This is a genomic window from Flavobacterium rarum (SeqCode) (assembly GCF_965234445.1).
GTDB lineage: Bacteria > Bacteroidota > Bacteroidia > Flavobacteriales > Flavobacteriaceae > Flavobacterium > Flavobacterium rarum.
In genome coordinates this window covers 213728-230927 of record NZ_OZ248503.1, presented here as the reverse complement: position 1 = coordinate 230927, position 17200 = coordinate 213728, and the positions used below count along the sequence as shown (strand labels likewise).

At 34.6% G+C, this 17200-nt stretch carries 10 protein-coding genes and 1 tRNA gene; 6 read left to right on the top strand and 5 right to left on the bottom strand.

From position 1 onward, the window contains the following. The first annotated feature begins 165 nt into the window (after nucleotides 1-165). Nucleotides 166-2385, top strand: coding sequence for a beta-glucosidase BglX (bglX, locus tag AC8GF4_RS14925; RefSeq protein ID WP_506595712.1), 2220 nt, complete (start codon nucleotides 166-168; stop codon nucleotides 2383-2385). Between the two features lie 7 nt (nucleotides 2386-2392). Then, nucleotides 2393-3325 carry a sialate O-acetylesterase gene (locus AC8GF4_RS14920; protein WP_506595711.1) on the top strand — a complete coding sequence of 311 codons (933 nt, stop codon included), beginning with the start codon at nucleotides 2393-2395 and terminating at the stop codon, nucleotides 3323-3325. 194 nt (nucleotides 3326-3519) lie between these two features. Here the strand turns inward: AC8GF4_RS14920 and AC8GF4_RS14915 are convergent, their stop codons facing one another. Next, entirely contained in the window at nucleotides 3520-4641 is a 1122-nt protein-coding gene (locus tag AC8GF4_RS14915; protein ID WP_506595710.1) for an acyltransferase family protein, read from the bottom strand. 94 nt (nucleotides 4642-4735) lie between these two features. Then, nucleotides 4736-7066: a glycoside hydrolase family 3 C-terminal domain-containing protein gene (locus AC8GF4_RS14910; RefSeq protein ID WP_506595709.1), complete on the bottom strand. Its 2331-nt coding sequence runs from the start codon at nucleotides 7064-7066 to the stop codon at nucleotides 4736-4738. Between the two features lie 678 nt (nucleotides 7067-7744). Here AC8GF4_RS14910 and AC8GF4_RS14905 point away from each other — a divergent pair. Both AC8GF4_RS14905 and AC8GF4_RS14900 read left to right on the top strand, forming a co-directional pair. After that, complete coding sequence (locus AC8GF4_RS14905) at nucleotides 7745-8785, top strand: IS110 family RNA-guided transposase (protein ID WP_506595708.1); 1041 nt, start codon at nucleotides 7745-7747, stop codon at nucleotides 8783-8785. Between the two features lie 233 nt (nucleotides 8786-9018). Beyond that, nucleotides 9019-9774 carry an NUDIX hydrolase gene (locus AC8GF4_RS14900; RefSeq protein ID WP_506595707.1) on the top strand — a complete coding sequence of 252 codons (756 nt, stop codon included), beginning with the start codon at nucleotides 9019-9021 and terminating at the stop codon, nucleotides 9772-9774. A 236-nt stretch (nucleotides 9775-10010) separates the two neighbouring features. Here AC8GF4_RS14900 and AC8GF4_RS14895 read toward each other — a convergent pair. Then, nucleotides 10011-10085, bottom strand: a tRNA-Val gene (locus tag AC8GF4_RS14895). A 366-nt stretch (nucleotides 10086-10451) separates the two neighbouring features. Further along, on the bottom strand, nucleotides 10452-11702 hold the full coding sequence (locus AC8GF4_RS14890) for a glycosyltransferase (RefSeq protein ID WP_506595706.1): 1251 nt from the start codon (nucleotides 11700-11702) through the stop codon (nucleotides 10452-10454). Nucleotides 11703-11818: 116 nt separating this feature from the next. Here AC8GF4_RS14890 and AC8GF4_RS14885 point away from each other — a divergent pair, with 116 nt between their 5' ends. Then, complete coding sequence (locus tag AC8GF4_RS14885) at nucleotides 11819-12400, top strand: MiaE family protein (RefSeq protein WP_506595705.1); 582 nt, start codon at nucleotides 11819-11821, stop codon at nucleotides 12398-12400. A 196-nt stretch (nucleotides 12401-12596) separates the two neighbouring features. Beyond that, the gene (locus AC8GF4_RS14880) at nucleotides 12597-15356 is read left to right on the top strand and encodes a hypothetical protein (RefSeq protein ID WP_506595704.1); all 2760 of its coding nucleotides are present in this window, start codon (nucleotides 12597-12599) and stop codon (nucleotides 15354-15356) included. Nucleotides 15357-15848: 492 nt separating this feature from the next. On the opposite strand, the gene AC8GF4_RS14875 is transcribed toward AC8GF4_RS14880, so the two are convergent. Further along, nucleotides 15849-17075: a bifunctional folylpolyglutamate synthase/dihydrofolate synthase gene (locus AC8GF4_RS14875; protein WP_506595703.1), complete on the bottom strand. Its 1227-nt coding sequence runs from the start codon at nucleotides 17073-17075 to the stop codon at nucleotides 15849-15851. Nucleotides 17076-17200: the final 125 nt, after the last annotated feature.

The following is a 17200-nucleotide window of genomic DNA, read 5'->3' as shown; positions in this document are numbered from 1 at the left end:
AAAAACACTCAGCACTAAGAAAAGTTTACCGAATAAGAAATATAAGATCATATAAGTTTTTGCTTTTTCGTCATAGCTTATATGTTCTTATATTTTTTACGGTTAAAATTAAATGAAGCTAAATCAAAATAGAGCTTTAGCTTAATAGAATATAAAATTTATAATATGAAGAAATTAACAACATTAGTATTTGCATTCGTTTCAATTTTTACCTTTTCACAGCAACAAACCATTGATCAAAAAGTGGAAACTTTGCTTAAAAAAATGACACTAGAAGAAAAAATTGGGCAACTCAACCAATATACGGGGGACAATGCCGCAACTGGTCCTATAACAGTGAATACCAATAAACAAGCGGAGATTAAAAAAGGATTAATTGGTTCAATGTTGAATGTTTTGGGTACCAAATATACCCGTCAATACCAAGAATTGGCCCTGCAATCCCGATTGAAAATCCCATTGCTTTTTGGTCAAGATGTGGTTCATGGGTACAAAACTACTTTTCCAATTCCGTTAGCCGAAGCAGCAAGCTGGGATTTGGGCGCCATGGAGCTTTCGGCTCGGATTGCAGCGACAGAAACTGCTGCCTCTGGAATTCATTGGACATTTGCACCTATGGTGGATATTTCTAGAGACCCGCGTTGGGGAAGAGTGATGGAAGGCGCTGGAGAAGATACTTATTTAGGATCCAAAATTGCGTATGCCAGAGTCAAAGGATTTCAAGGAAACTTGGGCGATGTGAATTCGGTTATGGCCTGTGTCAAACATTTTGCTGCTTATGGAGCAGCCGTTGGTGGACGAGATTACAACTCGGTAGATATGAGCAACAGAATGCTTTGGGAGACGTATTTGCCTCCTTTTAAAGCGGCTGTGGATGCAGGTGCTGCCACTTTCATGAATTCGTTCAACGACCTTAACGGAATACCAGCTACTGGAAATGTGTATCTGCTTAGAGATATATTGAAAGGGAAATGGAATTTTCAAGGATTCGTGGTTTCAGATTGGGGTTCAATTGGCGAAATGGTGAGTCACGGTTATGTAAAAGACAATAAAGACGCCGCTCTTTCTGCTATTACTGCTGGTAGCGATATGGATATGGAAAGCAATGCGTATCGCTACAATTTGGAACAATTGGTAAAAGAAAATAAAGTTCCAATTGCTTTAGTAGATGATGCTGTAAAAAGAATTTTGAAGAAGAAATTTGAATTGGGATTGTTTGATGATCCTTATAAATTTTGCAATCCTGAACGCGAACAAAAGGAACTCAATAACCCAGAACATACTAAAGCAGCCAGAGAAATAGCCACCAAGAGTATTGTGCTGCTGAAAAATGAAAGAGATGTTTTACCTCTTTCCAAAGGGTTAAAAACGATCGCTTTTATTGGACCAATGGTAAAATCCAAAAGAGACAATCACGGTTTTTGGGCTGTTGATTTAAAGGATGTGGATTCGACTTACATTGTTTCGCAATGGGAAGGATTGGAGAATAAAGTAGGGAAAAGAACCAAAATATTGTATGCCAAAGGATGTGGCGTAGAAAGCAAAAGCAAAGAAGGTTTTGCAGATGCTTTGCTTGTTGCGAGTCAAGCAGATGTAATCATTTTGAGTATTGGTGAAAACTGGAACAAAAGCGGTGAAGCCAAAAGCAAAAGCAATCTGCAATTGCCAGGAGTTCAGGAAGAATTGGTCAAAGAACTTCAAAAAACTGGTAAGCCTATTGTCATTTTGATTAATGCGGGAAGACCACTTGTTTTTAATTGGATTGCCGATAATATGCCAACTATCGTTTACACTTGGTGGTTGGGATCAGAGGGGGGTAATGCTATAGCCGATGTGCTTTTTGGAGATTACAACCCTTCTGGGAAATTGCCAATGACTTTCCCAAGAACAGAAGGTCAAATCCCAATTTATTACAATCACTTCAATACAGGAAGGCCTTCAGTAAATGAAGATAAAATTTATAAATCGAGCTATATTGATTTGCCAAATTCACCAAAATTTCCTTTTGGTTTTGGGTTGAGTTATACGACTTTTGAATATTCGGATTTGAAATTGTCTCAAAAAACGATGAAAAACAACGAATCCATTACGGTTTCAGTAAACATAAAAAATACAGGAAGTGTAAAAGGAGAAGAGGTGGTTCAATTGTATTTGAGAGATCAAGTTGGTTCGGTGGTACGCCCGATAATCGAGCTGAAAGATTTTCAAAAAATCAGTTTGAATCGTGGTGAAACCAAAACCATTCAGTTTACGATTGACAATCAAAAGTTGTCGTTTTACAACAATGCATTAGAGTTTGTATCAGAACCGGGTGATTTTGATCTGATGATTGGGTCGTCTTCTGCAGATATTCGTTTAAGGGATGGTTTTGAATTGGTAAAATAATTATAACATGAAATATATTTTAATGTTTTTTCTAGTGCCTTTTTTACTTTTGGCACAAACCAAAAAAGATACCATCAGAGTATTTTATTTGGGAGGTCAGTCGAATATGCAGGGATATGGGTATGTAAAAGAGCTTCCGGATTCTTTAAACAAAAAAAATAAAAATGTCTTTATTTACCAAGGAAATCCTGTTGGAGATAATGATGCAACTGGAGGATTAGGGAAGTGGGATGTGCTTCAGCCCGGGAACGGAACTGGTTTTACCTCGGATGGGAAGAGCAATACACTTTCGGATCGATTTGGTGTTGAGCTTTCGTTTGCCAAAAAACTGCAAGAATTTTATCCAAACCAAAAACTGGCCATTATAAAATATGCCAGAAATGGATCCTCGATAGATAGCAGTGGAACAGCTTATTTTGGTGCTTGGGAGCCTGATTTTAGAGGTGGGAAAGGAATCAATCAATATGATTATTTTCTAAAAACGGTAAATAATGCTATGGCAGTAAAAGACATAAACGGAGATGGAGTTGAAGATGTACTGATTCCGAGTGGTATTATTTGGATGCAAGGAGAAAGTGATTCTGATAAAACGGAACGAGTAGCCAATCAATATTATGCAAATTTGAAAAGGTTGATGGAACTCATGCGAGCGACTTTTAGGAACAATGATTTGCCCATTGTAATTGGAAAAATATCCGATTCTGGTGATGATGTCGATGGAAAAGTTTGGGGTTTTGGAGAATTGGTGCAATACGGACAAGAAAAATTTGCTGTATCCGAACGCAATACTGCCATTGTACGAACGACAAGTAGTTATAAATATTCAGATAAATACCATTATAAAAGTGACGGTTATATTGATTTGGGAAGAGAATTTGCAAAATCAGTTTTTCATCTGAACAATAAGAATAATTCTAAAGGAGAGTCTTTGAACCAGTAAACAAACCAATCCTATTAAGCATAAAAGCGATACGATTCTTCTGAATTGTATCGCTTTTTTTGTAAAAGTCACCATTGGCTTTTATAAAAGTTCACTATTTCTTTCTCTTTTTGAGAATAATATCAGGGAGATAATGTGTTATTTATGAGCTTTTTAATTTACAAATGGCTTGGGTTTATTTCTAGGATAATTGATTAATTTGTTTTTAACACTTTTTGTTTTAACCAAAGTCGTATCGGTTCATCATACAATTTCAAGCAAGTATAGGAAAGAACAATAGATCCAATTAGAGTAATCAAGCCAAATGGTAATGCTTCTTGAAAAGAGGGTTTGTTACTAACAGCCCATCCCGTATAAATATAAATTAAGGGATAATGAGTTATATAAATAGGATAGGATATGTCTCCTAGAAATTTACAGATTTGAGAGGAATATTTACCACTTACTTGGCCACTTGCACCCAAGAAAACGATTAATGGAAAGAGTACAATAATACTCAAAGAATCATACAAACCATTCAGCCATAGGTGCTCACTTCCGCCAATTCTAGGCATTGCTAGCACGGAAATCGTTAATAAACTGGCCCAAAAGAAACCATTTTTGATAGTAGTTAGTTTTACGATGCGATGCAATAATATTCCACCAAAGAACGGAAAAAGCAATCTGGAAAAACCAATGTGAAGTTGTGCGGGTTCTAGTGACCAACCGCCAATGACATCACCATTTGGACTTGATACCGCCAGATGAAGTAAGAGACAACCCGACAAAAACACCAATATGGCAAGGGCAGTATTCGAAAATTTACGCACAAATAATGCATAAAGAATATTGCCAATATATTCAAAGAACAACGACCATCCAGGGCCATTAAGCGGATGCATTTCCTGCCAACCTCTTATGTCCATTGATGCCGAAACAGGAATTAATGTAAAGCCTATGAGCATTACGATTAGCATTTTCCAAATTGGCACTTCGTGTATCGTTGGCCACAGAATTGAATCCTGAAAATAGAAACAAATAGCACCAATTATCATTCCCATAACCACCATAGGTTGCAGTCGGACAAGTCGAATCTTCAGGAAATCCGAAACACTCATTTTGCTCCAACGATCATCATAGGCATAACTTATAACAAAACCAGAAAGTAAGAAGAAAAAGTCAACTGCAAGATACCCGTGATTGATAATTTGGTCTAGATGACTAGTAGCATGTGCTTCAAAAATATGGAAAGCAACCACCATAATTGCCGCTACACCTCGTAAACCATCGAGTATTGGATAATGTTTTTTTGAAATCGATGAAGTAGTTTTTTCCATATAAACGAATTGTTTTATTTAATAATGAGGCTGTCCAATAGAGACAGCCTCAAATAGTAACAACTATTAATAATCAAATATACAGGTTCTTTTTTTAATTGTTATTGGCGCTTTTTAATATAGCTTGAAGGTTTTCTTCGGTGAATTTCCCTCCTGAAAGTAACATAAATTTGTTGATTGGCATGTCGCCCAACATGGCTTGCAAAAAGGATTCCGCTTTTTTCTCTTCTTCGGTTACGGCTTTTTTATTGCCACCAGTAAAACTTTTGGTTAGCTGTTCGAAGATCACGGCACTATTTGGAGTGTTTTTGAATTCTTTAAACAATGAGTTGCGGGTAAAAACAATTTTGGCTGTTTTGGTAGATTGAATTTCAATGGTTTGTTGCAATGGTAAATCTCTTGAAGAAGATCCTACGCGAATATCAAATTTTCCTGATTTTATAACCCAATCATGAGCAATTGTGCTGTAATAAGCAAAATCACGAGAGGTCAAATGAAAGCTAACTGTTTTTTCTTCTCCTGCATTTAAGGCTACTTTTTCAAAATGTTTTAATTCATTTTCTGGTCGTGACGTTTCGGTTGTTTGTTCATGGACATACAATTGGACTACTTCTTTTCCCGCTACTTTTCCGGTATTTTTTACTTTCAATGAAATAATAATGTCATCGGTATCTTTGGCAAGCGTTGTGTTTGCTTTAACATCAGAATACGCAAAAGTTGTATAACTCAATCCATATCCGAACGGAAAACTAGGTTCGATTTTTCTTTTGTCATAATAACGATATCCAATGAATATTCCCTCACCGTAATTGGCATAACCATCTTTCGAAGGAAAATCAATAGCAGTTGGAGTATCTTCCAAGCGCATTGGGAAAGTCTCGGATAATTTCCCAGAAGGATTTACTTTTCCGGTCAACACATCGGCAATTGCGCCACCACCGGCTTGACCACCAAGATAGGCTTCAACAATTGCCGAAACGTCTTTTTTCCAAGGCATAGCAACCGCCGAACCATTCATTAAGACCACAACCACATTTTTGTTGACTTTGGCAATAGCTTCTATCAATTGATTGTGTCCCGCAGGCATATCCAAGTTTGCGCGGTCATATCCTTCGGACTCATAAATATCTGGTAAACCTGCAAAAACGATAACAGTTTCAGCATTTTTTGAGTTTAGTATCGCTTCGGCAATCAAAGTTTCGTTTGTTGCTCCATCGGTTAAATATCCATCGGAATATGAAAAAGTAGTTCCTTTAGACAGTTTTTGCAATTCATCATAAGCGTTTTCTATTTGTGTTGGTTTTACTTGAGAGCTTCCGGAACCTTGGTAACGAGGTGTTTTTCCGAATGCACCGATAATTGCAATTTTCTTAACCGAAGTGGACAGCGGTAAAATACTGTTGTCATTTTTCAATAAAACAATACATTCGCCACTTACTTGTCTCGCCAATGCATTGTGTTTTAGTTTATCAACCACAATTCCTTGCTTGTGACTGTCTTTTGCTTTAAGCGTAACAGCCAGCGTTTCAATTACAATTTCATCTAATCTGGACTCTTTCAAAGTTCCGATTTTTACCGCTTCGACGATTTTTTTATTATTAAATCCACCACTGGCAGGCATTTCAAGGTTTAAACCCGCTTCAACTCCTAATGGTCTTTCGTTCACTGCTCCCCAATCGGAAACGACGAATCCTTTGAAACCCCATTTTTCTTTTAGAACATCATTCAACAAGTATTTATTTTCCGAGGCATAAATTCCATTCAGTTTGTTATAAGAACACATTACCGTCCAGGGTTGTGCCTCTTTTACTGCCATTTCAAAAGCAGGAAAATAGATTTCGTTCAAGGTACGTTCGTCTACATTGGAGCTGTTGGACATTCTTTCAAATTCTTGATTGTTGGCAGCAAAATGTTTCATTGAAGTGCCTACGCCTTGACTTTGCACTCCATTTATAAAAGCCGTAGCAATTCGACCTGCCAAAATTGGATCTTCAGAAAAATATTCAAAATTACGTCCACCCAATGGAGAACGTTTCATATTGACACCAGGTCCCAATAAAATCTGAACATCATTGGCTTGAGATTCTATCGCCAATGCTTCTCCCATTATTTGGGCTAAAGCAGGATTCCAGGAAGATGCCAAAGCAGAGGCAGTTGGAAAACAAGTCGCTGGAACGCTATTGGTAAAATCAAAACCTACAGCTTTGCGTAAACCGTGTGGACCATCTGTCATAAATATAGAAGGAATTCCCAATCTTGGGACGGCTTGTGTGGACCAAGCCGTTTCTCCAGAACACAAGGAAGCTTTTTCTTCCAAAGTCATTTGCGAAACTAATTTTTTGGCCTTTTCGCGATAATCCGTGGTTTGGGCAAATGCCGATATAGAAATCAAGAGTCCCATAATAAGCAAGAATGTGTTTTTCATAATTATAAGTAGTTGGTTTTTAATAGAGCGCTATGTGTTAATATGACGCAATGTACATTTAATTTTAATACAAAAAACAATTTTGGTAAAAAAAACAGATTTAATTGCTGCATTAGATGAACTTTCCAGTATTTTCAAGTAAATTATTGTTTTTCTCTAAATTGCATTTTATGCCATTACTATTTTATATGCAGTATTGGTATTTGCACATTTTATGAAAATTCAGATCTAGATTTTATTGGCTATATTCTGAAATAAACAGCACTTAATTTTAAACATATAAGTCATTTAAGTATAAAAATAGTTAGCTTCTCAAAACAGGGATTAAAAGTTAATATAAGTAGCCCAATTGATTTTTGCATAAATGAACTTTTAGTTTTACTATATTATATCCAAAGAATTAAAAACTTAAATGGCTCCTATGTTTGTAAATTCAAATATAATCCTTTTGGATTTATAAATTTACAGTATTAAAGTGAAAAAGGATGGGAGTAAATTATATAACAAATAGCTCCAAGAAGTATATTCGATATAAGAAATTGCCTCATTCTTTTTTATCTTTTAGAGTCTGAACAGAATGTAAGGAATTAAGCAAGACTTAATATCCAGAATATCCAACCAGGAGAAAAGACGAAGGGAGATTCATCACTTTATAAGTAATTTTAAAACTAAAAAGTAATGACAAAAAAAGTAGTAAAGCAAGTAGTAGGAATTGATGTAGCTCAAAAAGAATTGGTAGTGACTATAGGGCGTAAATTAGATAATTTTTCGATAGAGTTATTTGGTTATAAGGTTTTTAAGAATAGTGATTCAGGTATTTTGTCATTAGTTGAATGGGTAAAAAAAATAAGTGATAATGAAATTTCTGTTCGTTATGTAATGGAAGCTACGGGTGTATATCATCAAAAATTCGCTTATTATTTAAGTGAAAATGATTATGAAGTAAGTATTGTATTGCCTAATAAAATCAGCAATTATATGCGCACTTTGGAAACAAAAACGATTACTGACAAGAGTTGTTCACAAGCTATTGCTCAATTTGGATTAGAACGTAAATTAGACCGTTGGTGCAAACCAAATAATGTGTATAAAGAATTACAGCAATTAACTAGAGAAAGGGATCAAATTGTTCAAGAAAGAAGTATTGTAAAAAATCAAATACATGCTGAGAATAGTGAAGCTGAACCCAATTTAAAAAGTTTGAATCGAATGACATCAAGGGTAAAATTTTTAAATTCACAGGAAAAAGAAATTAAAGATGATATTGCTTTTATTGTAAAAGAGAACATTGATTTACAACAAATTATAAATAGAGTTACAACGATACCTGGGGTTGGAGCACTAACAGCAGTAATCGTTTTGGCAGAAACTAATGGTTTTGAATTGATTAGAAATAAATCACAATTAGCAAGTTATGCTGGTCTTGATGTTAAGGAAAAACAATCTGGAACGTCAGTTAAGGGAAAGCCCAGGATTTCTAAAAAAGGAAATCGAAATTTAAGGAAGTCAATGCATTTACCATCATTAACAGCTGTGAAATGGGATGAAAATTTTAAAGAAATATATGCAAGATTGATTTCCAAACACGGAATAAAAATGAAAGCGTTAGTGGCAATTCAAAGAAAATTATTAGAATTGATATATGTTTTGTTCAAAAATGAAACCATTTATGATAAACAATATATCACAAAAAATAGCGTGCAAACACAGATGGTTTAAACACGCTATAGAGACTGGCTCAATGACCGTCTTAAGGGGCAAAATTAGTGAAAATTTATATTTTTATTAGGGAATCAACACAGAATCTTATATGTTTAAAAAGATATTTAAAAAAAAAGCTCTTATGTTTATTAATGCTGATTGATAGCAATCCTTATTTAATTATTTTTCTATGCCAAAAATGCATTAAATTGCGTCTTAAATAATGAACATCAGAAACAATACCACAAGTCATGTTAAAAAAACAACTGAAAAGCAGTAACGAATACCAACCTGGATTGTCAATTGATTGTGTCATTTTTGGTTTTGATGACAATCAGCTCAAAGTCTTATTAATCAAAACAGGATATAGCGACAGTTGGTCTTTACCAGGAGGTTTTGTTGTAAATGATGAGGATATTGATACGGCTGCTGTTAGTGTTTTGCATGCTAGGACTGGGCTTAAAGGTATTTTTTTGAGACAGTTTGCTGCTTTTGGTGCAGTCAAAAGAAACCAAAATCATTTCAGTAGTAATGCTTTGATGTATTTTGGAATTTCTCCCGAAGAGGAAAAATGGTACACAAGCCGCTTTGTTACTATAGGGTATTATGCACTAGTTAATTTTTCGAAAGCTATTCCGCAACCCGATAATTCAAATGAAAAAGTGGAATGGATTGATCATCTTGAAGTACCCGAATTGATTTTGGATCACAGGGAAATTCTAGATAAAGCATTAGAAACACTAAGAACCGAACTGAATTTAATGCCCGTAGGGTATAATTTACTTCCCGAGAAGTTTACTATTCCTGAGCTTCAAAAATTATACGAAACCATATTAGGTAGAACATTAGACCGCAGAAATTTTCTCCGAAAAATAACTACCATCGGCATACTCACCAAGCTGGACGAAAAGAAAAGCAACGTAGCCCACAAAGCCCCTAATCTTTATAGTTTTGACAAAGACAAATACGAAGAAGTGTTGAAAAACGGTTTGACCCAAGGTTGGTAAAAATAGCATAATTACATTTTGGGCATAACCTCGTTGCAGAACATTTATTTTTACAACACTATTTTTTTGGCAACAAGGTCGGGCTGTACTCTATATCTTTTCTTTTCCTAAAGGAGGAAAAGAAAAGGATGCCGTTTCCATCCCTTATGCGATTTCGTTTTCAAAACAGTTTTTGATTTTTTCAAAGTTTTCAGTTTACAGCAAAAAAAAACTTCTCAATTTCTTGAGAAGTTTTGTGGGCGATGAGGGGTTCGAACCCCCGACCCCCTCGGTGTAAACGAGGTGCTCTGAACCAGCTGAGCTAATCGCCCTTTCGGGTTGCAATGTCTTGCGTTATTGCGAGTGCAAATATAGACTAGTTTTCCGTTTATGCAAAACATTTTTAAATAAATTTTACTTTTTATTTTAGAAAAATATTCAGTTTACTGGTATTTAGTGCTTTAAAATGCAAAGAATTTGTATTGAAAATGATTTTGATTCTGTTTAGATGTTTAATTGAGATGCTAAGAGCGTAATTTGCTACCATTCTAAGCTGAAAAATCGGTAAATGCCCCACGGATGTCACAGATTTTAAAGATTCTTACAGATTTTTTTTTAAATATTATTTTAGCAGGCGGTAAAAAATCCGTGAAAATCTGCCTGATCAGAATAATCCGTGGGCAATTGTGTAATCGGACTTACTCCTTTCTACTGTTTTTAGCTTCTATCCAGCGCGACATGTATTTTGTGCTGTTCAAAGTGTGATGCTGTAATAAGGAACCCATAAAGTTATCCAAACGATGTTGCGATAAGTTCGAACTCAAGAATTGAATTTTGGAAGCGAAATCTTTTTCAAAAAGTTCTTTTGAATACCGCTGATTTATAATAGCAATTCCGTTTTCTTGCCCTTTATGCCAAAGATTTTCATCTTGGTACAATTGAACGGAGGCTTTTACCAAATCGGTTACATCATCCGACACAAAACCGTTCCAAAGTAAATGCCCGTGCATCGACTCGGCACCAATAGTGGTTGTAATACTTGGAGTACCACATTGCATGGCTTCAATTAGTTTTCCTTTGATGCCCGCTCCAAAACGCAACGGAGCCAAAACAACTCTTGCGTTTTGAACAACTTCATTGGCGTCAATCGCTCGGCCTTTGATGTAAAAACCTTCTTTGGGTTGGTGTAATTGCATCACTTTTTGAGAAGGGTAGGCTCCATAAATATGAAGTTCCACTTCGGGCAGTTGTTTTCTCAAGAGAGGCCAAATCGTTTCTTTTAGATACTGAACAGCATTCCAATTGGGTTCGTGAAGAAAGTTGCCGATAAATATAAAATTTTTTCTGATCTCAAAGGAAGGGAATTTTTCAAAAGTAGCTTTTGAAATAGGTTCCAGTAGAAAAGGCAGATAATACAATAGTTTTTCGTCAATTTTAAAAGTCGTTTTCAATACATCCATTTCAAATTCGGATATCATTAAAGACAAATCACATCTCAAAATACTGGCGATTTCTCTTTTTGCAATATCTTCTTTAAGTAAATCCACTAGTTCAAATTCACGTTTTTTCTTAAAGGCTTTTTGTCTGGCCAACCGCAAACAATGCAAGTCTTCGGTGTCTAATATTCGTAGGGCGTCAGGACAATTTTCGGCAATGCGCCATCCAAATTGCTCTTCCATCATAAAACGGTCAAATAAAACAATGGTTGGATTTAGTTCTTTGATAAAAATATCAAAACTAGAACAATTTAAAGTAATGGATTCTTTGGTCACATGCAGCGTAATCAAATCAAACATAAAATCACTATCCATAGCAGGACTTGCAAATGTAATTTCGAAACCTTGATTTTGGAATGCAGCGATTAATTGCAGCATTCGTCCACCTGCTGCCGACGAATTGGGTTCGGGCCAAACGGTTCCAATGATTAAAAGTTTTTTGATTTCTGGCATTATATGATTGTTTTTGAACTACAAAATAATACAATTTAGATGGTTAAATCATTATTTGAACCTAAAATAAGCAATAAAAGACTAATTTTGTTAAAGCAATTTAAAATTGGAGAATTATGTTGGGATTAAAATTGGTGACAGACCCTCGTTGGGTCAATATAGTAGAAAGTAATATTGAAGAAATATTGACAGATCACGCTTGGTGCGAGCAAAAAGCAGCTTCAAATGCCATAAGTTTAATTACGTATAATTCTGAATTGGAAGAATTAGTGACAGAACTATTGGTAATTGCTAAAGAAGAACTAGATCATTTGCAATTGGTGCACAATTTAATAAAGAGCAAAGGTCTTACTTTGGGCAGAGAACGCAAAGACCACTACGTTAACGAGCTTTTCAAATTTATGAAAAAAGATGGCAGCCGTAAAGATGCTTTGGTTGATCGACTATTGTTTTCGGCTATGATTGAGGCTAGAAGCTGTGAGCGTTTCAAAGTGCTTTCAGAAAATATAAAAGATCCAGAATTGGCTAAATTTTATCGTGATTTAATGATTTCCGAAGCAGGTCATTATACTACTTTCCTTGGTTTTGCTAGAAAATATGTTGACAATTTTGATGTTGATAAACGTTGGCAAGAATGGATTGAGTTTGAAACTTCGATAATTATCAATTATGGTAAAAAAGAAACGGTTCATGGATAATACTTTTTATGCTTATCTGCAATTATACCTAACAAAAAGAAGCGACACAGATTACACAAATTAGCACAGATTTTTCATTTTAAGTTGACTTACAATTGGTGAATTCCAATAGTTATCGGGAGTGAAAACTGTGTCAGGAAAACAGAATAATTTTTAAATTTCACATTCTAACTTCTCATCCAATTCCTTTCAAAATATGGCGTCAATCAACTACAAATCAATTTTTTTTAAGTTTTTAAAATATACTGGAATTACTCTTGTAACAGTTTTGGCTTTGATGTTTATTGCGCCTTTTCTTTTTGCGGATAAAATAAAAGAACAAGTCAAAAAAACGGCTAACGAAAAATTAAACGGAGAACTGAATTATTCAGATGCCAATGTTTCTTTTTTTACGCATTTTCCATCCTTGACATTGACTTTAAATGATTTCAGTCTTAATGGATCGGCTCCTTTTCAAAAAGAAAAATTAGTTACTGCAGATGAGGTTGCTTTTGGAATTAATTTGAGCAGTCTTGTTTTTGGTAAAGAAATAAAAATAGATCAAATTTTTCTTTCCAACTCGTTGGTTAACATCAAAGTGAACGAAAAAGGAGAGGCCAATTATAATGTTTACATTTCCCAACCAGAAACGGCTCCCAAAGAAGAAAAATCAGAAACGGGATTAAAACTAGAGGAAATTGAAATCACCAACAGTAAAATCATATATAATGATCAATCCACAAAAGTGCATATCGATGCAATTGGATTTAATTATTTAGGAAATGGCGATTTGAGTCAAGCTATTTTTGCTTTGCATTCTAAAGCGAAGATTGAAAAGCTGAATATTATATATGAAAATGAGCCTTACTTGATGAACAAAAAAGTGGATGGGGATTTAATTACCAAAATAAATACCAATTCGCTATCATTTGTTTTTGAGCAAAATGACCTTTTTATCAATAAACTTTTGGTTGATTTTACTGGAAAATTCGATTTTTTAAAAGATGGTTATGATATTGATTTCAAAATAAAATCAAACAAAAGTAACCTAAACGATCTCTTTACTGCTTTTCCTCCAAAATACATTACTTGGCTGAAAGATACCGAATTGAAGGGGAATGTCGATTTGCTTTTTATACTTAAAGGAAAATTTATTGCTTCTCAAAACATAGCTCCCGATTTAAGTTTGGATTTTAAATTGAAAGACGGATTTGTAAATTATAAAAAAAGCGCATTTCCAGTTTCCAATTTAAATATGGATATCAGTACAAAAGTGGCTTCTTTGAATCCTGAACTTTTGGATTTGAATGCAAGGAATATTTCTTTAAGCGTAGAAAAAAGTCATTTGAAGACCCAATTAAAAATGAGCGGGTTGACCACTCCTGTGGTTGATTTGGTTTTGAATTCCAACATTGATTTAGAGAAACTGAATCGTGCACTAGGAGTTTCCGATGTAGAATTGAAAGGAATGCTAATTTCCGATCTAAAAGCCAAAGGGAAGTACGACCAAAAGCAAGGGCTTTTTCCAATTACAGATGGAAGATTGAATTTGAATAATGGTTTTGTAAAAACACCCTATTATCCAAATCCAATAACCAATATCAATGTCAATACTATGATTGCGGATAAAAAAGGAACTTACAAGGATCTTTCGGTGCTGTTGAAACCGGCAACTTTTACCTTTGAAGGAGAACCTTTTTTGGTCGAAGCCGATTTGAAAAACTTTGATGATTTGAATTATGATATCAAAGCCAAAGGAACATTAAATATTAGCAAAATCTACAAAGTATTTTCGCAAAAAGGATTGGATGTGGATGGTTTTATAAAAGCCGATTTAGCGCTAAAAGGGACACAAAGCGATGCCGAAAAAGGAAATTACAGCCGTTTGCAAAACAAAGGAACGCTTGAACTTAGAAATATTAATGTGGCTACGCAATATCTTCCAAAATCATTGTTGATCAAAGAAGGAATTTTTAGATTCAATCAAGACAAAATGTCTTTCAATACCTTTTTGGCTTCTTATGGTCAGTCGGATTTTAAATTGAATGGGTATCTGCAAAATGTTTTCAATTTTATGTCGAGTAAGAAGGGTGTTTTAAGAGGTTCATTTACTTTAAATTCAAAATACATCAATGTTGATGAATTCATGTCGAGTACTGCTAAAGTTTCAACTCCTTCAACAACAACTGTTCCCAATAATGCTCCTCAAGCTACAACTGGGGAAACAGGTGTGATTTTAATTCCATCCAATTTTGATTTGCAATTTTATGCTACAGCACACAAAATCAATTACCAAGGATTGAATTTGAAAGATGGTAAAGGGGCGATAAAAATGAAAAACGGAAAAATGCTAATGCAAAATGTGGGATTCAATTTAATTGGTTGTAATGTCGCTATGAATGCCGCTTATCAAGGAATTACTCCTAAAAAAGCAGTATTTGAATACAGTATAAAAGCTACTGATTTTGATGTCAAAAGAGCCTACAAAGAAGTAAAAATGTTCCGGGAAATGGCAAGTGCTGCCGAAAATGCCGAGGGAATTATCTCTGTGGATTACAAAATAAAAGGAAGGCTGAATCAACAAATGATGCCTGTTTATCCTTCTTTAATTGGCGGAGGGATTTTGTCTATAAAAGATGTGAAAGTAAAAGGAATGAAAATGTTTAATGCCGTGAGTAAAACTACAGATCATGAAGCCATTAAAAATCCGGAGTTGTCCAAAGTGGATGTCAAAACAACCGTAAAAAATAATGTTATCACTATTGAAAGATTCAAATTTAAATTTGCAGGATTCAGACCAAGGATAGAAGGGACCTCAAGTCTGGATGGTAAATTGAATATAAAGATGAGACTGGGATTACCACCATTGGGAATTCTGGGTATTCCACTAACGGTTACTGGAACTAAGGATAATCCAAAAGTGAAAGTGGGTAGAAAAGGCGATGAAATTGAGGAAACCGAAGATACTGAAAATTAAAAAATAAAAATATCCATAATCATTATGGCATTACCAAAAATTAAGATTTGTAATTTTTGGTAATGCCTTATTATTTTAAAAGAAATAAAAAGATATTTTTATAGGACTATCCGTAATGCAGACCATGATTAATTTTTCGACACAGATTACAAAAATTCTCACAAATTAATCTGTCAAGGCAAACGCATTAAAAAAAAAGTTGACACGAATTACACTAATTTTCACTAATTTTTGTTAGCCTAAAAAATAAAATTTCACTAATTTTTTATGTATTAGGCAGATTCGTGAAATAAAATGATATCCAAATTCGTGCTAATTCGTGCTAATTCGTATAAAAAATCTTAAAATACTTTTAATGCGTTTGCCCTGATTAATTTGTGAAAATTTTTGTAATCTGTGTCAAATAAACATATTTAAGTTTTTACATTTATTTAATAAATCGAGTGATAATCTTATTGGTATTAGTTACGACAGTCATGTATTTTTATAGGGTTAAAGAATTGACAATTCAGCAACAACAAAGGTGCTTCCGCCTACATAGATAAAATCGTTTTTCGAAGCATTTTTTTGAGCTGTGCTGAATGCTTCGTTTACCGATTCATATACTTTTCCAATTAATGAAAATCGCAAAGCATTTTCTTGTAATAAAGCAGCATCCAAACCGCGTGGAATATTAGGTTTGCAAAAATAATATGTTGCATTTTTAGGGAACAGTGGTAATACTTCATCCAATTCTTTGTCATTGACAACGCCCAGAACAATATGCAAGTGTTCAAAAGTCTCCTTTTGTATTTGTTTCAAAACAATTTCAAGGCCGTTTTTGTTGTGTGCTGTATCGCAAATCACTTTTGGATTTTCACCCAATTGTTGCCATCTGCCCAGTAATCCGGTGTTTTTCACTATTTGGAGTAAACCCGATTTTAGGTTTTCGTTACTCACTTTAAAATTGGTTTGTTCGTTCAAAATGGTTATCGTTTGAATAACCGTCTTTTTATTATGTGTCTGATAATCGCCCAATAAATCAGATGGAAAGGTTTCTGAAATTAAATCCGAAGCAAAATAGATTTCAGAACTATTTTCTTTGGCTTTCGCCAAAAAAACGGGTTGTGTTTCAGTAGTATATTCACCAACAACAACTGGAATTCCAGGTTTGATGATTCCTGCTTTTTCGGTTGCAATCAATTCTAAAGTGTTGCCTAGAAACTGTACGTGATCAATCCCGATGTTGGTGATTACCGAAACCAATGGTGTGATAATATTTGTGGCATCAAGTCTTCCGCCCAATCCCACCTCGATAATGGCAATATCTACTTGCTCTTTGGCAAAATAATCAAAAGCCAATCCAACCGACATTTCAAAGAAACTCATGTCGTTTTCTTCAAAAAAGGATTGGTGTTTCTCGATGAATTTACAAACAAAATCTTCGGAAATTTCAGTGCCATTAATTTTAATGCGTTCCCTGAAATCTTTCAAATGTGGCGATGTGTACAAACCCACTTTATATCCTGTTTCTTGAAGGATAGAGGCAAGCATGTGCGAAGTAGAACCTTTACCGTTCGTACCAGCAACGTGAATGCATTTTAATTTTTGTTGAGGATTATCAAGATGATCCGCCAATATATTAACATTGGTCAAGTCTTTTTTGTAAGCCGAAGCCCCTTGCAATTGATACATCGGAAGCTGATTAAACATCCAGTTTGTGGTTTCTTGATAGTTCATTATTTTTTGATAAAATAGTTGTAAATTGAAATAATTTTCGTTTTTTTTAGTTTAATATTACAGTGAAAAATACTTTATGCAAAATTGAAATATTTTTTAGAATTAATGACCAGGAACTGTGAAAA